The sequence below is a fragment of the Alteribacillus iranensis genome (genome assembly GCF_900113025.1).
Lineage (GTDB): Bacteria > Bacillota > Bacilli > Bacillales > Marinococcaceae > Alteribacillus_A > Alteribacillus_A iranensis.
The window spans coordinates 661595-683880 of sequence record NZ_FONT01000001.1 but is presented as its reverse complement, the minus strand read 5'-3'; the positions used below and the strand labels follow the sequence as shown (position 1 = coordinate 683880).

Annotated in this window: 24 protein-coding genes; 23 read left to right on the top strand and 1 reads right to left on the bottom strand. The window is 41.1% G+C overall.

What is annotated here, in order from left to right:
* Positions 1-189: 189 nt before the first annotated feature.
* From BM095_RS03390 to rnc, 10 genes are all read left to right on the top strand, one after another.
* On the top strand, positions 190-552 hold the full coding sequence (locus BM095_RS03390) for an Asp23/Gls24 family envelope stress response protein (RefSeq protein WP_091657354.1): 363 nt from the start codon (positions 190-192) through the stop codon (positions 550-552).
* Between the two features lie 29 nt (positions 553-581).
* Positions 582-2288, top strand: a complete 1707-nt coding sequence (locus BM095_RS03385) for a DAK2 domain-containing protein (protein ID WP_407639124.1) — start codon at positions 582-584, stop codon at positions 2286-2288.
* Between the two features lie 35 nt (positions 2289-2323).
* Positions 2324-3187: a DegV family protein gene (locus BM095_RS03380; protein WP_091657351.1), complete on the top strand. Its 864-nt coding sequence runs from the start codon at positions 2324-2326 to the stop codon at positions 3185-3187.
* 16 nt (positions 3188-3203) lie between these two features.
* Entirely contained in the window at positions 3204-5249 is a 2046-nt protein-coding gene (gene recG, locus BM095_RS03375; protein ID WP_091657349.1) for an ATP-dependent DNA helicase RecG, read from the top strand.
* A 76-nt stretch (positions 5250-5325) separates the two neighbouring features.
* On the top strand, positions 5326-5880 hold the full coding sequence (gene fapR, locus BM095_RS03370; RefSeq protein WP_091657906.1) for a transcription factor FapR: 555 nt from the start codon (positions 5326-5328) through the stop codon (positions 5878-5880).
* Between the two features lie 36 nt (positions 5881-5916).
* Positions 5917-6909, top strand: a complete 993-nt coding sequence (plsX, locus tag BM095_RS03365) for a phosphate acyltransferase PlsX (RefSeq protein ID WP_091657904.1) — start codon at positions 5917-5919, stop codon at positions 6907-6909.
* 4 nt (positions 6910-6913) lie between these two features.
* Entirely contained in the window at positions 6914-7867 is a 954-nt protein-coding gene (gene fabD / locus BM095_RS03360; RefSeq protein WP_091657346.1) for an ACP S-malonyltransferase, read from the top strand.
* Position 7868: 1 nt separating this feature from the next.
* The gene (fabG, locus tag BM095_RS03355) at positions 7869-8612 is read left to right on the top strand and encodes a 3-oxoacyl-[acyl-carrier-protein] reductase (RefSeq protein WP_091657344.1); all 744 of its coding nucleotides are present in this window, start codon (positions 7869-7871) and stop codon (positions 8610-8612) included.
* Between the two features lie 124 nt (positions 8613-8736).
* Positions 8737-8967 (top strand): acyl carrier protein, encoded by a 231-nt coding sequence (gene acpP, locus BM095_RS03350; protein ID WP_091657341.1) that lies wholly within the window; start codon positions 8737-8739, stop codon positions 8965-8967.
* Positions 8968-9048: 81 nt separating this feature from the next.
* A complete protein-coding gene (gene rnc, locus BM095_RS03345) occupies positions 9049-9843 on the top strand; it encodes a ribonuclease III (protein ID WP_091657338.1) in 795 nt (264 codons plus the stop codon).
* A gap of 78 nt (positions 9844-9921) precedes the next feature.
* Here rnc and BM095_RS03340 read toward each other — a convergent pair whose 3' ends face one another.
* Positions 9922-10143, bottom strand: a complete 222-nt coding sequence (locus BM095_RS03340; RefSeq protein WP_091657336.1) for a DUF1128 domain-containing protein — start codon at positions 10141-10143, stop codon at positions 9922-9924.
* 203 nt (positions 10144-10346) lie between these two features.
* Between BM095_RS03340 and smc the strand changes: the two genes are divergently transcribed.
* From smc to BM095_RS03275, 13 genes are all read left to right on the top strand, one after another.
* Positions 10347-13913, top strand: a complete 3567-nt coding sequence (smc, locus tag BM095_RS03335) for a chromosome segregation protein SMC (RefSeq protein ID WP_091657333.1) — start codon at positions 10347-10349, stop codon at positions 13911-13913.
* Between the two features lie 86 nt (positions 13914-13999).
* Positions 14000-15013, top strand: coding sequence for a signal recognition particle-docking protein FtsY (gene ftsY, locus BM095_RS03330; protein ID WP_091657330.1), 1014 nt, complete (start codon positions 14000-14002; stop codon positions 15011-15013).
* Between the two features lie 83 nt (positions 15014-15096).
* The gene (locus BM095_RS03325; RefSeq protein WP_091657327.1) at positions 15097-15453 is read left to right on the top strand and encodes a putative DNA-binding protein; all 357 of its coding nucleotides are present in this window, start codon (positions 15097-15099) and stop codon (positions 15451-15453) included.
* Positions 15443-16786, top strand: coding sequence for a signal recognition particle protein (ffh, locus tag BM095_RS03320; RefSeq protein WP_091657324.1), 1344 nt, complete (start codon positions 15443-15445; stop codon positions 16784-16786). Before BM095_RS03325 ends, ffh begins: the two co-directional genes overlap by 11 nt.
* An 80-nt stretch (positions 16787-16866) precedes the next feature.
* On the top strand, positions 16867-17139 hold the full coding sequence (rpsP, locus tag BM095_RS03315) for a 30S ribosomal protein S16 (protein WP_091657321.1): 273 nt from the start codon (positions 16867-16869) through the stop codon (positions 17137-17139).
* 27 nt (positions 17140-17166) lie between these two features.
* Positions 17167-17403: a KH domain-containing protein gene (locus BM095_RS03310; RefSeq protein WP_091657319.1), complete on the top strand. Its 237-nt coding sequence runs from the start codon at positions 17167-17169 to the stop codon at positions 17401-17403.
* A gap of 283 nt (positions 17404-17686) precedes the next feature.
* Complete coding sequence (locus tag BM095_RS03305; protein WP_091657316.1) at positions 17687-18151, top strand: YlqD family protein; 465 nt, start codon at positions 17687-17689, stop codon at positions 18149-18151.
* Positions 18138-18656, top strand: coding sequence for a ribosome maturation factor RimM (rimM, locus tag BM095_RS03300; protein ID WP_091657314.1), 519 nt, complete (start codon positions 18138-18140; stop codon positions 18654-18656). The genes BM095_RS03305 and rimM overlap by 14 nt, the downstream gene beginning before the upstream one ends.
* Positions 18656-19390 carry a tRNA (guanosine(37)-N1)-methyltransferase TrmD gene (gene trmD / locus BM095_RS03295; RefSeq protein ID WP_091657901.1) on the top strand — a complete coding sequence of 245 codons (735 nt, stop codon included), beginning with the start codon at positions 18656-18658 and terminating at the stop codon, positions 19388-19390. The genes rimM and trmD overlap by 1 nt, the downstream gene beginning before the upstream one ends.
* Before the next feature lie 120 nt (positions 19391-19510).
* A complete protein-coding gene (gene rplS, locus BM095_RS03290) occupies positions 19511-19855 on the top strand; it encodes a 50S ribosomal protein L19 (RefSeq protein ID WP_091657311.1) in 345 nt (114 codons plus the stop codon).
* 176 nt (positions 19856-20031) lie between these two features.
* Positions 20032-20586 carry a signal peptidase I gene (gene lepB, locus BM095_RS03285; protein ID WP_091657308.1) on the top strand — a complete coding sequence of 185 codons (555 nt, stop codon included), beginning with the start codon at positions 20032-20034 and terminating at the stop codon, positions 20584-20586.
* A 42-nt stretch (positions 20587-20628) separates the two neighbouring features.
* Positions 20629-21492, top strand: coding sequence for a ribosome biogenesis GTPase YlqF (gene ylqF / locus BM095_RS03280; protein WP_091657306.1), 864 nt, complete (start codon positions 20629-20631; stop codon positions 21490-21492).
* A gap of 12 nt (positions 21493-21504) precedes the next feature.
* The gene (locus BM095_RS03275; RefSeq protein WP_245757786.1) at positions 21505-22275 is read left to right on the top strand and encodes a ribonuclease HII; all 771 of its coding nucleotides are present in this window, start codon (positions 21505-21507) and stop codon (positions 22273-22275) included.
* The last annotated feature ends 11 nt before the right edge of the window (positions 22276-22286 follow it).

Below are 22286 nucleotides of genomic sequence, written 5' to 3'. Positions count from 1 at the left end.
CCTCCTTTTATCTTGCCATCAATTCATGCTACACAATCAGTCATACTTGAATATTTTAGCATAGGGTAATTAGCGATGCAAGAAGGAATAGTGACTTTGCTTAGTGCACCACCGCTTTTCTTTACGTTTAGAGTATAGTAAAATAACCGTAGCTCTTGGAAGGAAACGTTATCAGGAGGAGGCTCTTTAATGTCTATAGAGATGAATTCCCAATTAGGATCAATTGATGTTTCGAAGGAAGTAGTAGCTACAATTGCCGGCGGAGCGGCGATTGATTGCTATGGTATAGTTGGTATGGCTTCGCAGAAACAAATTAAAGATGGTATAACAGAAATGCTGGGACGTGAAAACTTCTCTCGAGGAGTAGTAATAAGAGAAGTAAACGATGAAATTCATATTGATATGTATATTATAGTAAGTTACGGAACGAAGATTTCTGAGGTAGCATATAACGTTCAAAGCAAAGTGAAATACCAATTGCAGCAAATGCTTGGGTTATCTGTTGAATCGGTGAATGTTTATGTTCAAGGTGTTCGAGTGACTCAGCCTTAGGATCGTATGATGTAAGGAGGAAGTGTAAGGTGACAGAGGAAAAAGTAAATGGCAAACAGCTGTCCCATATGTTTACCGAGGGGGCAGCACTGTTAGACAAACATGCTAAAAAAGTAGATGCATTAAATGTTTTCCCTGTACCCGATGGGGATACCGGGACGAATATGAACTTGACAATCTCTTCGGGAGTGAAAGAAGTACAGGCTCATCTTTCAGATCACGCGGGAGAGGTGGCGAAACATTTTTCCAAAGGCCTTTTAATGGGGGCACGAGGGAATTCTGGGGTTATATTATCTCAGTTATTCCGTGGTTTTGCTAAAGCTGTCGAAAAAGAAAAGGAACTAAACACAAAGGTGTTGAAAAAAGCTTTAGAAGAAGGGGTGAACACTGCTTATAAAGCAGTGATGAAGCCTGTGGAGGGGACCATTCTGACCGTAGCGAAAGATGCTTCGCAATGGAGCAAGAAAATACCTGATGACACAAGCCCGGCAGATTGGCTTTCAAAAGTTGTGTCAAACGCAAAAGTATCTTTGGAAAAAACGCCTCAATTGCTTCCTGTTTTAAAAGAAGTCGGCGTCGTCGATTCAGGCGGACAAGGACTAGTATATATCTATGAAGGAATGTTACATGCGTTAGAAGGAAGAAATACACATCAAAATGAAGAATCAGCATTACCTGATTTAGAGGACCTTGTAAAGGTGGAGCATCATCAAATATCCCATGCTCCATTGGCACCAGAGGATATTACGTTTGGTTATTGCACAGAAGTGATGGTAAAATTTGACCATGAAAAGGCCAATCATCTTTTTGACGAAAATGTATTTAGAGAAGAGCTTTCTGAGCATGGGGATTCCCTTTTAGTTGTTAGTGATGACGATTTAATAAAAATACATATCCATGCAGAATATCCTGGTAATGTGCTCTCAAAAGCTCAAAAATATGGAAGTCTTATCCATGTGAAGGTAGACAATATGAGAGAACAACATGAGGCATTGCACCGTGAACAGAATGAAGCAGAAGTCTCAACAACCCCCTTACAGGAAGAGACAGACCGGAACTCTGAAAGGGAAGAGGTCAGAGCAGATTTTGGATTTGTAACAGTTTCCATGGGGAAAGGGATAGAAGAATTATTCAAAAGCCTTGGTGCAAGCGAAGTCATTGAAGGTGGACAAACAATGAATCCAAGCACCGAAGATATAATTCATTCTATTGAGAAAGTAAATGCCCGTCACATATTTGTCCTGCCAAATAACGGTAATATCATTATGGCCGCCGAGCAAGCTGCTGAGGTAAGCGGTTCACATGTGTATATTGTACCAACATCCTCCGTACCACAAGGAATAAGTGCCTTATTCGCATTCGATGAAACAGGCAGTGCAGAAGATAACCTTCAAGCGATGAAAGAAGCGAAGGAACAGGTGAAAACAGGACAGTTGACATATGCTGTGCGTGATACTTCCATTGACGGCATTGAGATAAAAGAAGGAGATTACATGGGGATTGCTGAAAAAGAAATTGTAGCATCAGGCCAGGATATAACTGACGTTGCAAAGACACTTTTACAAAAACTAATAGACGAAGAGACGGAAATTGTCACGTTAATTCGTGGGGAAGAAGGAAATGAAGAGACTGAACAATTCATGGTGACTTTCATTGAAAGCATTGATGATGAGGTGGAAGTAGAAGTCCATCAGGGGGGGCAGCCTTTATACCCGTTTATTATATCAGTTGAGTAAGTACGTCATTTGTTTTTATAGAAAGGAGAATCATGATGACCTCAAACGTAAAAATAGTAACAGACAGTACTGCAGATATACCGAGTGATCTTCTGAAAAAATATGACATATCTGTTGTACCTCTTAAAGTCATCATGGGAAATGAAACCTTTCAAGATGGAGTGACACTGACTTCAGAGGAGTTTTATGAAAAACAGGAATCCATGGATCAACTTCCAACTACCTCTCAGCCTGCTCCGTATGAGTTTGAAACAGTGTATCGCCGTATTGTTGAAAAACATAAAGAAGAAAATATTAAAATCCTATCCCTGCACATATCATCTAAATTGAGTGGGACTTTACAATCGGCGGCGTTGGCGGCTGAGCAAGTAGAAGACGAGGTTCATGTGGAAGTCGTTGATTCAAAACGTGCTTCGTATGCATTAGGAATCATTGTGGTTGAATTAGCAAAGATGGCTCAAGAAGGAGCTTCAGCAGAGGCGTGTCACGAAAGACTAACACAGCTGTTAAATGACACAACTGTTTATTTCTTAGTAGACACATTAGAGTTTCTTCAAAAAAATGGTCGTATTGGACGAGCATCTGCATTGATAGGGTCCCTGTTAAAAATGAAACCTGTTCTCGGTCTTACTGAAGAGGGAGAAGTGTGCCCTGTTCAAAAAGCAAGAGGTAAAAAGAGAGCGTTACATATTATAAAGAATGCTCTGCAAGAACAATACGGTGATGCTCCCGTTCATATTGGAGTGTCTCACGCGGGTTCATTAAATAGCGGAGAAGAGATGTTAGAAGAGGTTAGTACCTACTTAAACATTCAAACGACAACCTTGACGGATATTGGAGCAGTCATTGGTTCACATACAGGGCGAGGGACATTAGCAGTAAGTGTCACCAAAGCATAGAAATGGGATCGATAACATGAATTCGCAGCTTCAACAATCAGTCTCCGTTCTTAAGGGAGTTGGAGATGACAAAGAAACTGAATTAAACCAGCTTGGCATCCGAACGTTAAATGATCTGATTCAGCATTTTCCTTATCGTTATGATAATTTCGAAGTACAGCCGATTGAAAATCTAAAGCATGGGGAACGAGTCACCATTGAAGGCAAAGTTCAGTCAGAAGCGGTTGTCCGGTTTTACGGGAAGAAAAAATCTCGTTTGACAGTTCGTCTGGCTGTTGAGAACATCCTAGTAACTGCAGTATTTTTCAATCGACATTTTTTGAAGAAAAAGTTAAACATAGGCCACACGATAGTAGTTACCGGAAAATGGGATAAATATAAGTTAACAATCACGGGACAGGACGTGAAATTTGGCAGTTCTGACAGCTCAAGAAAAATGGAACCTGTGTACTCGGCGACAGGCAGCGTGACGGTAAAGCAGTTACGACGTTTTATGAATCAGGCATTGCAACGGTTTGGGGCTGATATCGAAGAAACATTACCAGCTGCCATCCGAAAAACTTATAAGCTTCCTGGAAAGAAAGAGGCTTATGAGTCTATCCACTTTCCTGAAACAGCAGAACAGTTGAAACATGCGAGACGAAGACTTGTCTATGAGGAACTGCTACTGTTTCAACTAAATATGCAAGCTTTTAAGAGACGAGAACGTATGTCTTCTCAAGGGGTAACCCATACATTTGAAGAATCTTCCCTTTTCTCTTTCATTGATTCATTACCTTTTTCTCTAACTGACGCACAGCATCGAGTAATAAAAGAAATTATCACTGATATGAAACAACCTTTGAAAATGAATCGGTTGTTACAGGGCGATGTAGGGTCTGGTAAAACAGTGGTAGCCTCAGTAGCAATGTTTGGGGCTCACTTGTCCGGAATGCAGTCAGCTCTCATGGTTCCAACAGAGATATTAGCAGAGCAACATTTTCAAGGATTACAAGATTTGTTTAAAGAGACGGATGTAACCATTACACTACTTACTGGTTCAACAAAAGGAAAAAAGAGACAAGAGATAAATGATTCGATTAGAGAAGGAAACGTAGATATTGTTGTAGGAACTCATGCTTTAATCCAAGAAGACGTACACTTCAATAATCTTGGTCTTGTCATTACCGATGAACAACATCGCTTCGGTGTTAATCAACGGCGAGCTCTCCGTGATAAAGGGTACGAGCCTGATGTTTTATTTATGACAGCTACACCAATACCCCGTACACTGGCTATTTCTGTTTTTGGTGACATGGATGTTTCCATTATTGATGAACTTCCTGCAGGACGTAAACAAATTCAGACTTATTGGGTAAAGCCTCCTATGCTTGAGAGAGTGCTATTTTTTATACAAAAGGAACTGAAAAAAGGAAGACAAGCATATGTCATTTGTCCACTTATTGAAGAATCGGATAAGCTTGATGTTCAAAACGCCATTGACGTACATGCACAGCTGCAGCAATTTTTCACAGAATATCAAGTTGCTTTAATGCATGGCAGGCTTCATTCGGAAGAAAAAGAAGAAGTTATGGCATCGTTTTCCAATGGCGCTACCGACATTCTCGTCTCTACTACTGTGGTGGAAGTCGGGGTGAATGTACCAAATGCAACTGTGATGCTTATATATGACGCAGATCGCTTTGGACTATCACAGCTTCATCAACTTCGCGGGCGAGTGGGTAGAGGAGAACATCAGTCATTTTGTATTTTATTAGCTGATCCGAAAGGGGAAACGGGCAAGGAACGAATGCAGATTATGGAAGAGACGCAAGATGGTTTTGCGCTGTCAGAAAAAGACTTAGAATTACGAGGCCCTGGCGACTTTTTTGGAAGTAAACAGAGCGGGTTACCTGACTTTAAGATTGCTGACGTCGTCCATGATTACCGAGCGCTGGAAACCGCTCGTAAAGATGCCATTCACTTTATAAACATGGAGCAATTTTGGGAGGACGATTCATTTTTATATTTACGAAATCATGTGAAACAAAGCGGAGCATGGAGTGGAACAAAGCTCGATTAGGAGCGGTTGAAATACAAAATGGGGGAATATATACTACTTTTAGTACCTAGTCATAGAAGTGGATGGTGGGCCAGTCGTGAAGCATAGTAAAAAAGAAAGGCAGCGACTTCTGAAAGACAAAATAGCTTCAGATCCGTTTATAACTGACGAATCATTAGCTGAATTGTTTAAGGTGAGTGTGCAAACAATCCGTCTTGATCGTTTGGAACTCTCCATTCCTGAATTAAGAGAACGAATGAAACATGCGGCTAGAGAGCACTATGATGAAGTGAAAGCACTTGCTCCTGAGGAAGTTATAGGCGAAATCATTGACTTACAGCTAGATAAAGAAGCGATATCTATATTAGATATTAAAGAAGAGCATGTATTTTATCGGAACGATATAGCGCGTGGTCATTTTTTGTTTGCGCAAGCTAATTCTTTAGCGGTAGCTATTATTAACGATGAGTTAGCATTAACGAACAAAGCTTCTGTTAACTTTATGAGACAAGTGAAAATAGGCGAAAGAGTTGTGGCAAGAGCCGTAGTTACAGAAGCGGGAAAAGCAAAAACACTAGTAGAAGTAACTAGTAAAGTAAATCGGGAAGTCGTATTTCGTGGAGAATTTACGATGTATCGGTCAAGACTTTAGTTTGTCACGAGACGGACGAAAAGGAGAACGTACATGATGAAAATAGTCATTGATGCAATGGGAGGAGATCAAGCGCCAAAGGCACACGTGGCAGGTGCTATGGCTGCTGTTCGATCTTTTGAGGATGTGGAGGTTACATTAGTAGGAAACGAGTCAGAAATACAAAAACACCTCACGAGTAATCATAAAAGGATTTCTATTTTGCATACTGAAGAAAAAATAAAAGATGATGATGTTCCTACGATTGCTGTAAGAAGAAAAAAAGAAGCTTCCATGGTACTGGCTGTGAAGGAAGTGAAAGAAGGACGTGCGGATGCTTGTATTTCTTCAGGAAACACTGGTGCGTTGATGACAGCTGGGCTACTGCACGTAGGAAGAATCAAAGGGATTGAAAGACCTGCATTGGCTCCTATGCTTCCAACCGTGGATGGGGAAGGCTTTTTGTTATTAGATGTAGGGGCTAATGTTGACGCTAAGCCGAATCACCTTCTACAAAACGCTATCATAGGAGCCACTTATTTGGAGATGGTTAAGAAAGTCGACTCTCCGAGAGTAGGTCTAGTAAACGTTGGAACAGAAGATGGAAAAGGAAATGAGCTATCAAAAGAAGCTTTTGAATTGCTGTCTCAATCGCAACTTCACTTTATTGGGAATGTAGAAGCCAGGGATTTGTTAAATGGCGTATGCGATGTGGCAGTTTGTGATGGCTTTTCTGGAAATTTAATTCTTAAATCGATTGAAGGTACGGCCGGCACGTTGTTCACCCTGCTGAAAAAAGAGCTTACATCTACATTTATGAACAAAGTGGCCGCGGGTATGTTAAAACATAGCTTTACAAAAATAAAAGAAAAAATGAGCTATTCTCATTACGGAGGGGCAGGCTTATTTGGCTTGAAGGCACCGGTGATTAAAGCGCACGGTTCTTCGGATCACACTGCCATATTCCATGCCATTCGACAAGCAAAGCAGATGATAAACGAAGACGTAACAGGGATTATTGAGCGAGAAATAGGAAACCAGGAGGAATAGGACAATGGGGAAAACAGCATTTTTATTTCCAGGCCAAGGGTCTCAGTACCCGGGAATGGGCAAAGATGTATATGATCATCACAGCGGTGCAAATCGTATCATTCAGTTAGCAGATCAAGAACTAGAATATTCTTTATCACGTTTGATGTTTGATGGACCGGAAGATATGTTGAAAAGAACAGAGAATGCCCAACCTGCTTTATTAACGACCAGCATAGCTATTCTCGAAGTATTAAAAGAAAATGGGATTACTGCGGACTTTGCAGCAGGTCACAGTCTTGGAGAATATTCTGCTCTAGTATCATCGGGTGTACTATCTTTCCCTGACGCTGTAAATGCAGTTCGTAAGAGAGGATTATTTATGGAAGAAGCCGTTCCTGCAGGGGTAGGTGCTATGTCAGCAGTAATGGGCTTGGATCGTGATTTATTACACGAAATAACTGAACTTGCAACGGAACAAGTTGGCGAAAAAGTCCAACTTGCAAATTTAAATGCGCCTGGTCAGATTGTCATTTCTGGAGAGAAAAAGGCTGTTGATCGTGCAGGAGAATTAGCAAAAGAAAAGGGAGCGAAGCGTGTTATCCCATTACCAGTAAGCGGTCCCTTCCACTCTGATTTAATGAAGCCTGCTCAAGAGAAGCTTACGCAGACATTATCAGCGATTTCTTTTAATAATGCAGATATACCTGTGGTGACCAACGTAAATGCAAAAGAAGAAACGGATGGGGCTCAGATGAAGCAGCTTCTTATAGAACAAGTAACTGCCCCCGTTTATTGGGAAGACACTGTTAGACGTCTTATCGAATTAGATGTGACGACGTTTATAGAAGTTGGTCCTGGAAATGTGCTAAGTGGTCTTGTCCGTCGAGTTCAGCGCCGCGGGCTTGAAGTGTTTGCCGTGCAGGATATGGAATCTATTGAAAAAATGATGGATAAACTAAAAAAGGAGGAGTCGTAACATGTTAAATGGAAAGTCGGCGCTTGTTACTGGTGCATCCCGTGGCATAGGACGGGCCATTGCTTTAGAGCTGGCTGACAGTGGTGCTAATGTGGCTATTAATTATGCTGGAAGTGCCCAAAAAGCAGAAGAAGTGGCTGCAGCTTGCCGGGATCGAGGCGTAAAGGCGATTACTATCAAAGCCAATGTTGCACTAGAATCTGAAGTAAAAGCTATGGTGAAAGAAGTAATAGAAGAGTTTGGCCGTATTGATATTTTGGTGAACAATGCAGGAGTTACAAAAGATAACTTAGTTATGCGTTTAAAAGAAGAAGATTGGGACTCTGTTTTAGATATTAACTTGAAAGGTGTCTTTTTCTGTGCCAAGGCCGCTGCTCGTCCTATGATGAAGCAAAGGGAAGGGAAAATAATTAATATTTCTTCAGTTGTCGGGAAAGTTGGTAATGCGGGGCAAGCTAACTATACTGCAGCTAAGGCAGGTGTATTAGGTCTAACCAAAACATTAGCGAAAGAATTTGCCTCAAGGAACATTCAAGTAAACGCTGTTGCTCCTGGTTTCATAGCTACTGACATGACAGAGGAGTTAGAGGAAGATTCAAAAAAAGCGTTATTAAATCAAATACCGCTTGGTAATTTAGGAGAGCCGGACGATGTCGCGCGTGCAGTTCGCTTTCTTGCTTCGGAGGACGCCAAGTATATTACAGGCCAAACATTGAGCGTTGACGGAGGAATGACGATGTCCTAACGAATGTTTCCAATTGGAAAAAATTCTTTAGTTGCATATAGCATTTTAAAATAACATCTTCTATAATGACAAACAGGTAGCTAGATTCAATCTATTCTATTTACCTTTAAAGGAGGTGAATATGATGGCAGATACATTAGATCGCGTAAAGAAAATCGTTGCAGATCGACTCGGAGTGGAAGAATCCGAAATTACAATGGAAGCGACATTTAAAGATGATTTGGGAGCTGATTCCCTCGATGTCGTTGAGCTTGTTATGGAATTGGAAGACGAATTTGATCTCGAAATTTCCGATGAAGAAGCGGAAAAAATCTCTACTGTAGCTGATGTTGTTAATTACATAGAAGCACAGTAATCAATTCACAATAAAAGGAAGCAGGTCGTTTTAAAACGACCTTCTCCTTTTATATTTGATGGAAAAATTGGAGGAGCTTTTATGGAGTATTCATCAAAAAAACCTTCTAGAAATCACCCTCCAGCAAAGAGACGAAAAACACGTAAGAAGTTAACCCTTACTAGAGAACAACGTGATCAGTTGATGTCAGTGCTGGAAGGTCTGGGGTTGGAATTTGAAAATGAAAGACTGCTAATTCAGGCTTTTACTCATTCATCCTATGTGAATGAGCATCGTATCCGTTCGATTCATGACAATGAAAGGCTGGAATTCTTAGGGGACGCCGTTCTGGAACTAGCTGTTTCCCAACATCTATTTAAGCGTTTTGCCACAATGAGTGAAGGGGATATGACAAAGCTGCGGGCTGCGATCGTATGTGAAGCCTCATTAGCTAACTTGGCAGAAGAATTAAGCTTTGGAAAACTAGTCTTACTTGGAAAAGGAGAAGAATTGACAGGTGGCCGACAACGTCCAGCACTTCTGGCTGATGTTTTTGAAGCCTTTGTTGGTGCCTTATACTTGGATCAAGGAATCGAAGCGGTTTATGCTTTTTTACAAAAATCAATATACCCGAAGATCGATGACGGTGCTTTTTCGCATATGATGGATTTTAAGAGCCAGCTACAAGAGCATATTCAGAGAGACCATTACGGGCTTATCCATTATGAAATATTAGAAGAGATCGGTCCTGCACATAGTAGAGAGTTTATATCTGCTGTATTTTTAAACGATAAGATGCTAGGTGAAGGGAAAGGACGCTCAAAAAAGGAAGCGGAACAACACGCGGCACAGCAGGCACTTGCAAAGCTTGGAACCTCGGAAGAAAAAAATGAATAGAAAAAGAAAAGCCGCGCAGCGTTGATAGGCACCGCGTGGCTTTATTTACTTCTTTTCGGCCGGTATTAAGTATGGTCCTTATTTTCTCAGCTTCCCTAACTCGGAAACAATTGCTTCTTTTTCATTGACACTTATATTGTCTTTATAACAAATCATGTCATATATGTCTTTAATATCGTCATACTTCTCTACATCAAAATGCTTTGGTTCCATGGCGGCAGTATTCACGACATCAAGCTTATTACTGATGGCATTTACCATAAATTCTAAATTTTCTTGAGTCGGCTCGTTCAATTTCATCGTTGTCCCCCTTATTATTAAATACTTCTCCTCGTTAGCTGTCCATCTTTCAGACATGTTTTTATTGTAGTAGCTTTCCTGAAAAAGCGCAAATAGATATAGATAGCACAGCTTCTTCCTAAGCCGCACGTATGGTAAAATGATGTAGGTCAAAGAATTATTCAACTAGATTACACAGAACACATATAGGGGAGGACATTGCCTTGTTCCTCAAAAAACTTGAAATAAAAGGATTTAAATCGTTTGCAGAGGAGTTTTCCATAGAATTCGTTCCAGGAATTAATGCAGTGGTAGGTCCGAACGGCAGTGGAAAAAGTAATATCTCTGATGCCATTCGCTGGGTGCTTGGTGAACAGTCGGCACGATCGTTGCGAGGGGCAAAAATGGAAGATATCATTTTTGCTGGCAGTGATACAAGACGAGCACTCAGCCGAGCAGAAGTAACATTAGTTTTACATAATGAAGAAGGGGAGCTTCCCCTTGAATATAGTGAAGTGAGCGTTTCCCGTAAATTATACCGAAATGGTGATAGTGAGTATTTAATTAATCGTCAACCATGTCGACGAAAAGACATCGTCGAATTGTTTATGGATTCAGGAATAGGGAAATCTGCTTTTTCTATCATTGGTCAAGGGCAAGTGGAGGAAGTACTGTCCAGTAAGCCTGAAGAACGGCGTCTCATATTTGAAGAGGCTGCTGGGGTAGTGAAGTATAAACAGAGAAAGCAACAGGCGGAAAGAAAGCTCTCTGAGACCAAAGATAATTTACAACGTGTGGAAGATATCTTATTTGAGCTGGAAGGTCAATTGGAGCCATTAAAGGTGCAGGCTTCTTTGGCAAAAGATTATCTTGATAAAAAAGAAGAACTAGAAGACATAGAAATAGCTCTTTTAGGATGGGAAATAAGAGAAAAACATCAACTGTGGTCTGCGTTGGAAAAAGAGATAAAAGAGCTCGAAGAAGAAAAGACAGTTACGGAAAAGAAAGTACAAGCAGAAGAACAAAAGAGACAAAAGGTTCAGCAGAGCGTAGAAGAGCTCGACAAGAAAATTAGCAGTTTGCAAGATGATTTAGTGTCTACAAGTGAGCAATTGGAAAAATCGGAAGGACGACGTCGTCTTCTTGAAGAAAGAGGGAAAAATGCCGATGAGAAGAAGGAAGAGTGGGCTGAAAGGTTAGAAGCTCTTCAAAAGCAATATGAAAAGACAACAGCGAAGCTTCGCTTTCAAAAGCAAAAAGAAGAGGAAAGTATGAAACATTTATCCGACTTAAAAGAAAAGCTGGATGACGTTCGTCGTCTCCATCAATTGTATGCTCAAAGCAGTCGAGAGGACATCGAACATTTAAAAAGTGAGTATATTGAACGTTTAAATGAACAAGCTGCGATTCGGAACGAAGACCGTTACTTATCAGATCAGAAAGAACAGCTTGAAAGAAAAATCAGTGTGCTTCATGAGGAGAATAATCAATTTATCCACGAAAGCACTCAAGCGGAAGAGACGTTTGCTAAGTGGAAAATTCACAAGGAAGAAGCACAGAAAGCGTATGAGGACAGCAAAAAATCTACACAGCACTGGCAGGAAAAGTGGAAGAGAATTGATCAAGAAACAAAAAACAAAGAAAATAAATTATATGAAGCGTACAGGTATGTAGACCAGACAAAGTCCCGGATTCAGCTTTTGGAAGAAATGGAAGCAACATACGCAGGATTTTATCAAGGTGTTAAGGAGGTTCTAAAAGCAAGGGGGAATCACCTCACTGGTATCGCCGGAGCCGTAGCAGAACTTATTCACGTACCGAAAGAATTCATTACAGCAGTGGAGACAGCTTTGGGTGGAGCGTTACAGCATGTAGTGGTGTCTTCAGAGGCGGATGCTAGAAAAGCAATTCAGTTTCTAAGGGTGAAACGGAAAGGAAGAGCTACATTTTTACCGGCAGATGTCATACGACCACGCTGGATTTCTGAAAATGTGAAAAGAAAGCTGCGTCAAACGGATGGATTTGTTACGTTCGGTGCAGACGCTGTATCTGTGCCGAAGGAATATCAACATATTACAGAACATTTATTAGGACAAGTTGTTTTGGCAGAGTCTTTGGAAGCCGCTAATCGTTTGGCAAAAGTGTCTAATTACTCGGTTCGTATCGTTACGCTTGAAGGAGATATCGTAAGTCCAGGCGGTTCAATGACAGGAGGGGCATCGAACCAAAAAAAAGGACAGGTTCTTGGCCGGCAGCAAGAGTTGGAGGAACTGAAAGACAAGTATGATTATATGATGCAAACCACGGAAAAACTAGAAGACACGGTCCGGCAACTAAAACAAGAGTATACGGAAGCTTCTCAAGAAATGGAGAGGTGGAGAGAAGAAGAAGAACGAACACGTGTACATCTTGAAAAAATGAAAGAAAATCTTTCAAAAAGTGAAGCGGAGCTATCTCAAAGTCAGTCGCGTTTATCTTTATTTCATCGAGAATCCTCTTCATTAGAGGAAGAGAAAAGACGCCTCCATAACAGGCAGCACGTTATCTCTGAAAACATGGAGACGATTCAACAAAAAATCGAGCAAATAGAAAGCCAAATTGCTCAATTAGAGACAAAGGAAAAAGAAAGAGCAGGGAAAGAAGAAGAGTTAAAGGAACGAGAGACCGCATTAAAAGTAGAAATAGCAGCAGCTCGGGAAGCGGCTTCTTATGACAAGACAGAAAGAGAGCGGCTGCAGAATCAAGCAAGTGCAGAGAGGAATCAAGTGACAGCCCTTCAACATGAGCTTGAGCAGTTAGAACAGGAAATGATTGCTGGGGATGAGGATCGTCTCGAAGACAAGATTTCGTCTTTGAAAGAGAAGAAAATAGATCTTACGAATACGATTAACCAGCTGAGAGAAGAGAGAGTGACAGACTTTGAAGAAGCAGAACGGCTAAAGGTGGTCCTTCAACAATTGTCTGTTACTTATCAACAACAGCAAGAATTATGTCAGGAAAAACAAGTGAGTCTTAACCGTACAGAAGTAGAGCTGGACAATAGACTTCAAGAGCTTCAAGAATCATACGAGATAAGTTATGAGCGTGCAGTGAAAGAATATCCTTTAGCAATAGATCCGAAGGAGGCAGCTAAGCAAATAAAACTTATTAAAAAAGGAATAGAGGAACTAGGCGCTGTTAATCTTGGAGCGATTGACGAATATGAACGTATTTATGAACGAGCCACATTCTTACAAAATCAAAGAAGTGATCTGTTAGAGGCGGAAAGCTCTTTATATGAAGTAATTGATGAAATGGATACGGAAATGAAACGGCGTTTCTCTGAGACGTTTCAATCTATCCGCACTCATTTTCAAGAAACGTTTACAACTCTATTTGAAGGTGGAGAAGCCGACCTGTATTTAACAGATCCGGATAACATTTTAGAGTCAGGGGTAGATATTTCTGCACGGCCTCCTGGCAAGAAAAAACAGCATTTGTCTTTACTTTCAGGCGGAGAAAAAGCCCTAACGGCCATTGCTTTATTGTTTTCTATCGTGAAAGCTAAACCAGTACCGTTTTGTGTTTTGGATGAAGTCGAGGCGGCTCTAGATGAAGCGAACCTTCTTCGTTTCTCTGCTTACTTACGCTCCTTCAGCAAAACAACTCAATTTATCGTAATCAGTCACCGAAAAACGACGATGGAAGAAGCGGATGTTTTATATGGAATCACTATGGAAGAATCAGGCGTTTCAAAAATGGTCTCAGTGAAACTCGAAGAAACAGAACAATTATTGGAACCACAGAAATAGGAATGGAAGCATAGAAAGGGGGAAGGCTGTCTCTAACGTAGTGTGTAACTATTCCATGGTTTTGCGATTAGAGACAGCTTTTATATATGAGTTTTTTTAAAAAACTAAAAGAAAAGTTCACCACACAAACAGATTCCGTCACCGAAAAATTTAAAGAAGGTCTGGCCAAAACAAGAGACTCTTTTGTAGGCCAGATGAATGAATTATTTGCACAGTATCGAAGTGTCGACGAAGAGTTTTTTGAAGAACTCGAAGAAATCTTGATTGGTGCTGATGTCGGCGTGTCGACTGTTCTGGAATTAATCGATGAATTAAAAGATGAAGTGAAATTACGTAACATTAAAGATTCAACGGAGATTGCCCCGGTTATTAGTGAAAAACTGGCTGAAAAACTAGACAAAAGCGGGGAAGATACAGAGCTGAATATACAAAAGGACGGCATGACAGTCATTCTTTTTGTTGGTGTCAATGGTGTTGGAAAAACAACAACGATAGGAAAAGTAGCTCATTTTTTTAAAGAGCAAGATAAAACAGTGGTTATGGCAGCCGGAGATACATTTCGGGCTGGAGCGATAGAGCAGCTCGAAGTATGGGGGGAGCGTGTTGGCGTCGATGTGGTTAAGCAACAGGCTGGTTCCGATCCAGCTGCAGTAATGTATGATGCCATCCAATCGGCACGTGCAAAGCAAGCAGACATCTTGTTATGTGATACAGCAGGCCGCCTGCAAAATAAAGTGAATTTGATGAAGGAATTAGAGAAAGTAAAGCGGGTCATCAGCCGTGAGCTGCCAGAGGCTCCTCATGAAGTTCTATTAGTTTTAGATGCGACAACGGGCCAGAACGCATTGAGTCAAGCCAAAACGTTCCAAGAAACAACAGATGTTTCAGGTATTGTATTAACCAAATTAGATGGAACTGCACGCGGTGGCATTGTATTAGCGATTCGAAATGAACTTGACATTCCAGTCAAATTAGTTGGATTAGGCGAAGGGATTGAAGACTTACAACAATTTGATGCCGAACAGTTCGTGTATGGATTGTTTAAAGAGCTGGTTGAAGAAGATACTGGGGCAGGGGAAGAGGATGAAGAAAGCCGTTAAGTTATTTTCTTGACACCTTGTTCTCCTTTTAGTATTATAATTAACGCAATGACTTTTCGCGTGAAGCAAGAGAGTGGATGAGCATGCTTGAAAAAACAGTTCGAATGAATGCTTTATTTGATTTCTATCAGCCTCTGTTGACGGGAAAGCAGCAACAGTATATGGAAATGTATTATCTGAATGATTTTTCGCTTGGAGAAATTGCTGAGCAGTTTGATGTAAGTCGCCAAGCGGTGTATGACAATGTGAAACGAACAGAATACATGCTTGAAGAATATGAGGAAAAGCTCGGTTTGTACCATAAGTATGTGAAGCGGACGGAACTCTACCGCCGCTTGCGAAGTCATGCGGAAGATAATGATTCTCCTTCCCCCGGTTTGATAAAGATAGTTGAGTCTCTTGAAATATTAGAGGAGGAGGGGACAAACGATGGCGTTTGAGGGTTTAGCAGAAAGGCTGCAGGCGACGTTTGATAAAATGAAAGGCCGAGGGAAAGTCTCTGAGGCCGACGTAAAAGAAATGATGAGAGAAGTACGCCTTGCCCTTTTAGAAGCTGATGTTAACTTCAAAGTAGTAAAAAAGTTTGTCAACGATGTAAAAGAGCGAGCGGTTGGTCAAGAGGTGATGAAAAGCCTAACTCCTGGTCAACAAGTAATTAAAGTTGTAAATGAAGAATTAACAAAGCTGATGGGAGAAGAACAAAGCAAAATTGCTCTTGCTCAAAAACCTCCTACAGTAGTGATGATGGTCGGTTTGCAAGGTGCAGGTAAGACAACAACCACAGGAAAGCTTGCCAACTTTCTCAGGAAAAAGAATAACCGAAAACCATTAATGGCAGCAGCCGATATATATCGTCCTGCGGCTATAGATCAGCTTGAAACACTTGGCAAACAACTCAGCATGCCTGTATTTTCACTTGGTGATCAAGTGAATCCTGTGGACATTGCAACCGGAGCAGTTAATCAGGCAAAAGAGGAGCATCACGACTACGTTCTTATTGATACGGCTGGACGGCTTCATGTCGATGAAGATTTAATGGGTGAACTTCAACGTATTAAAGAAGCGGTACAACCAGATGAAATACTGCTAGTTGTTGATGCCATGACTGGACAAGACGCTGTAAATGTAGCAGAAAGTTTTAACGAACAGCTTGATCTTACCGGAATCGTCCTTACGAAGCTTGATGGGGACACGCGTGGCGGTGCTGCTCTCTCTGTAAAAGCCGTCACGGGAACTCCTATTAAATTTGCAGGTATGGGTGAGAAAATTGACCAGCTGGAGCCGTTTCACCCGGAACGGATGGCATCTCGTATTCTCGGAATGGGAGATGTGTTATCTCTTATTGAGAAAGCACAAACCAATGTAGATGAGGAACGGGCAAAAGAACTAGAGAAAAAAATGCGGACAGCTGAGTTAACGTTCGATGACTTTTTAGAACAGTTAGAGCAGGTAAGAAATATGGGACCTCTTGATGAACTGTTAGCTATGATTCCAGGGGCGAATAAAAAAGCATTAAAAAATGTCCAAGTTGACGAAAGTCAGATTGGCCGTGTAGAAGCTATTGTTCGCTCGATGACTTCACATGAAAAACAGCAACCTTCTGTTATTAACGCAAGTAGAAAACGCCGCATTGCTAAAGGAAGCGGAACTTCTATCCAGGATGTGAACCGTCTCTTAAAGCAATTCGAAGACATGAAAAAAATGATGAAACAGATGACAAACATGCAAGGTAAAAAGAAAGGAAAAGGCGGATTTCAACTTCCTTTCATGTAGTTTAAAGGAAAAAGACTTTACAGGGGTTCGATTCCCTATTATAATGTGCTATTGTGAAATATATTTGGAGGTGTCTAATAATGGCAGTTAAAATTAGATTAAAACGTATTGGATCAAAGAAAAGACCTTATTACAGAGTGGTAGTTGCGGATTCTCGCGCGCCTCGTGACGGTCGATTTATCGAAGAAATCGGGACGTACAACCCATTGAAAGATCCGGCAGAATTGACCATTAATGATGATAAAGCATTAAAATGGATGCTTGATGGGGCGAAACCATCTGATACAGTTCGAAACCTTTTCTCTAGAGAAGGTCTTATGGAAAAGTTACATCACGCAAAAAATGAAAAGTAATTTCATCACAAAACGAGGGGGATTTTGATGAAAGAGCTGGTAGAAACGATTGCCCGCTCCCTCGTGGATTATCCTGATAACGTTGATGTGAAAGAACATCAGCAAGATAACACGCTCATCCTGACGTTGTCCGTCCATGAGAGTGATATGGGAAAAGTGATAGGAAAACAGGGAAGAATAGCAAACGCCATCCGTTCGGTTTTGTATGCTAGTGCTTCTCACCAAGAGAAGCGAGTTCGTTTGGATATTAAAGAACCGGAGTAAGAGTGTCATTTATACAAGTCACTCAACGAAGGTATAAAGCATACGGAAAGAGTTATAATGAGAATAGCTTTAGTGGAATGGGCGAGGATAGTATCCTTGCCCTTTTTGCATGATGCGATTTATAACGTATGACCTCTGTCATCTCGGCAGCTCTCTTCATCGCTTGTCATCGGGGTAGGTGGACGCTCTTGGTCTTTTCTTACGTTGCCTGACCAGTATATAATTGTTATAGAACCATAGAAGTCTTGCCTTTGCTTTTTCTGGGAAAGGAATTCAGGAAAGAATGATCAATGAGAAGGGGATTGACCTATGGTTAGGAACGGGGGCCGATATGCGGATAATAAAGAAAGTGCCGGTCAAGTACATTTTGACAGAAAAAATGAAAAGTGAGATGAAGGAAGAATTTGACCAAGAAGTAAAGCGTTTAACGAGAGAAATAGAACAACTCCGTTTTCAAATGCACAAACAAATAAAGTCTACCGATACTTCTCACCAAAAGTCGGCTGTGAAACAACGATTTACGAAAGAAATCGAAAAACGTAATGAACAAATGAATGAGGTTACATTTCAACGATCACAATTATTTCAACTGCCTTTAGGGGCAGAGATCACAACACGACACGTGGATTCGATTGAGGAAGTTGACGTTGGCAGTAAGTGGCCGCCGGAAGAAAAGGAAATCATCGTAAAAGACGGCGAAATTGTAACGATAAGAAATAGGACGGATGATAATAATGGAATGGTTTAATGTTGGAAAAATCATTAACACGCACGGCGTACGCGGGGAACTGAAAATTCTTCCTATTACCGATTTTGTAGATGACCGATTTCAAAATGGGAACGAGCTCTTCCTATTTCATGAAACCAAAAAGGACAGAGTGAAAGTTACAATAGAGAGAAGCCGTTCTCACAAACAGTTCCTTCTGCTCACGGTAACAGAAATCAATACACTTGAAGAAGCAGAAACATGGAAAGGTGGAATCCTGCAAATTCCTGAGACGGCTCTTACTCCTTTAGAAGAAGGGGAGTATTACTATCATGAAATTATTGGCTGTACTGTATACACAGAAGAAGAGAAACCACTAGGAGAAGTCGATGACATTCTCTCTCCGGGTGCAAATGACGTGTGGGTAGTAAAGCCGTTTCATGGAGAAAAGGAGATACTTATTCCGTACATTAAAGAAGTAGTGAAAGAAATCGACGTAGAAAAGAAGAGAATCTCAATCCAACTGATGGAGGGTTTACTTCCATGATGAAAATGGATTTTCTGACTTTGTTCCCCGAAATGTTTCCGGGAGTCCTTGAGTCTTCGATAATGAAGCAAGCCTCTGAAAAACAAGCTGTAACTTTTGGGGTTCACAATATCCGGGATTTTTCTTTTGACAAGCATCGAAAAACGGATGATTATCCGTATGGTGGCGGTGCGGGGATGGTGATGACGCCACAGCCTGTGTTCTCAGCTGCAGAACATCTTATGCAAGAAGCAGAGTCCACTCCCCGTGTTATTATGCTTTGTCCACAAGGCAAGCCATTTACACAAAGAGAATCGGAAAAATTGGCAAGAGAACATCATTTGATTTTTATATGCGGGCATTATGAAGGCTACGATGAGAGAATAAGGGAACATTTAGCAACGGATGAATATTCAATAGGAGATTTTATATTAACAGGGGGAGAGCTTGGAGCTATGGTGATGGCAGACAGTATTACCAGACTTCTCCCTGGCGTGTTGGGTAATGATGAATCGGCAAAAAAGGATTCTTTTTCAGAAGGAATGCTTGAACATCCCCACTATACACGCCCTGCAGATTTTAAAGGATGGAAAGTCCCTGATGTGTTGCTCTCCGGCCACCACAAAAATATTGAACGTTGGCGTCGAGAGCAATCTTTAAAACGAACAGCAGAGAGACGACCAGATTTACTCAAAAAATTGACACTCACCGACGAGGAAAAAAAATGGCTTCAATCTATAGAAAATGAAGAGTAATTATTGATTAGCAAGTATGGTTATGCTAAGATAAACTTTGTGGCGAAAGCCCATTACTACAATGTTCCGCTGTCATACTTAACAGAGACATGAGCATTTGGAGAAAGGGAGGCGAATTGCATGCAAGAACTAATTCGCGAAATTACGAAAGAACAGTTGAAAACGGACATTCCGAATTTCCGTGCCGGAGACACAGTACGTGTTCACGTGAAAGTTGTGGAAGGTTCCCGTGAGCGTATCCAGGTGTTTGAAGGCGTCGTTATCAAGCGTCGCGGCGGCGGTATCAGCGAAACATTTACCGTTCGTAAAATTTCTTATAACATCGGTGTGGAACGTACTTTTCCTGTTCACTCCCCGCGTGTAGATAAGATTGAAGTGAAGCGCCGCGGTAAAGTCCGTCGTGCGAAGCTCTACTATCTACGTAACTTGCGCGGAAAAGCAGCACGTATTAAAGAAATTCGTTAATTGTTTTACCAAAAGAACTGTGGCGGGCAAGTCCGTCGCAGTTTTTTTGTTGTTGACGGGGATATATAAGTACCGAATGAAGGATCATTTCTTGGTGCTTATAGAGAGACCTTAAAATAGAAAGTGTAACAGTGTTATAATAAAATGAAAAACGATACTTGGAAAGAGGAGACACCATGTACATAAAAGATAACAGCTGGCGTGAAGCAGCTTACTTGCTTATGTTTGCCGTGACGGTAGCTGTTATAGCGCGCGTTTTTCTCATCGCACCCATTATCGTTGAAGGAGAGTCCATGGAACCTACTTTATCGAATCAAGACCGGATGATTGTAAACAAATCTAGTTATTGGATGTCCGATCCGGAACGCTTCGATATTATTGTTTTTCATGCCTCTGAAGAAAGAGATTATATTAAAAGAGTTATTGGTCTGCCAGGGGACACGTTATATTACAGTAATGGTGTGTTGCACATTAATGGAAAAAGAGTTGCCGAGCCGTATCTAGAACCATTGGCAGAAAGGGATGAAGGACAACCTATAACGCCGGATTTCACTCTTCCTGGCACCATTGGTTCAAAGACCATTCCTGAAGGCTATGTTTTCGTATTAGGAGATAATCGCCGACATAGCCTTGATTCGCGAATAATTGGACTTGTCGCTGAAGAGGATATTGTAGGAGAAGCGTCCCTTACATTCTGGCCTCTTTCTCATTTTAATGTACGTCACAAGTAAGTTATAGAAAAATTTCACGCTTGTAAAAGGAGCACGAATGACATGACAATACAATGGTATCCCGGTCACATGGCAAAAGCAAAACGTGAAGTTGCTGAACAATTAAAACGAGTTGATATGGTGATAGAACTTGCAGACGCGCGCGTTCCACAATCTTCAAGAAACCCGATGCTCGACTCTATTATACAAGATAAACCTCGCTTACTTGTTTTAACAAAGAGTGATATGGCTGATGCAGCAGCGACGGAAGAATGGATGAAAGTGTTTGCGGAGCAGGGAACAGAAGTTATCTCTATCAATGCTTTAAAAAATCAAGGTGCGAAGCCTATTATAGAGAAAGCTAAAAAACTGACTGCCCCTTTTTTCGAAAAAAGAAAGAAGAAAGGGATTCGCCCGCGCGCTATTCGAGCTATGGTCATCGGTATACCGAATGTTGGGAAGTCTACGGTGATAAACCGTCTTGTGGGTAAAAACACGGCACGGACAGGAAATAAACCAGGGATAACGCAAAAACAGCAATGGTTAAAAGTTTCAAATACAATGGAATTACTCGACACTCCAGGAATTTTATGGCCAAAATTTGACGATCCTCTAGTAGGCTATCGTTTAGCAGTAACGGGTGCTATTAAAGATGACTTATTAGATTTTGGGGATATCGCCCTTTTTACGTTACGAATGTTAAAAGAAAGATACCGCCCTATGTTACTAGAAAGGTATCAGTTACGTATGCCACTCCCTGAAGAAGATCTAACATTATTTGAAGAAATTGGAAAACATAGAGGTTGCTTGAAACCTGGCGGCGTCATTGATTACGAAAAAGCAGCAGAGATTATTATACGTGACATTCGTTCATTGAAATTAGGAAGGATTACCTTAGAAGTCCCAGAAGATTGGAACGACAAGTAAAGGATGAAGCTCATGCCACAGGCAAAAATGACAATAGCAGAGATTAAACATCATTTAAACAATGGAACGGCACAAGAGGATTGGATAAGAAACTGGCGGGGCGATGACCGAAAAGGGGTACGCCAGTTAATAGAAAAATACGATAGACACATGGAGCAGGCTGTCCTATTACAAAAGCAATATGAAACATTACTTTCATACGAAAAAGAATGGCGGCAAAAGGGGTACAAATACATAGCCGGTGTAGACGAAGTAGGAAGAGGGCCTCTCGCTGGGCCAGTAACAGCTTGCGCAGCTGTGTTACCGGAAAATGAAATGTTCCCAGGGTTAACGGATTCAAAGAAATTATCAAGAGCAAAGCGAGAATACTTTGGCGAGGTGTTAAAAGACAAAGCACTTTCATATCATATCGTTCACGTGTTTGCACAAACCATTGATGAGGTGAATATTTATCAGGCCTCCAAAGAAGCGATGATGAAATCTGTGAATGGATTAGATATTGAGGTAGATGCTCTCTTTATCGACGCCATGACCTTACCAACCGCAGTGAAACAATTGCGGCTCATACAAGGAGATGCGAAAAGTGCATCTATTGCAGCTGCTTCTGTACTTGCAAAAACAGCAAGGGATCAGTATATGATTGAACTAGCGGAGAAATATCCGGAGTATGGGTTTGAACAGCATATGGGTTACGGAACAAAAGAACATTTAGAAGCGTTACGCAAGTATGGTCCTACTCCTGAGCACCGCTGTTCTTTTTCTCCGGTGCAAGCGGTACTGTAATTTAAATAATA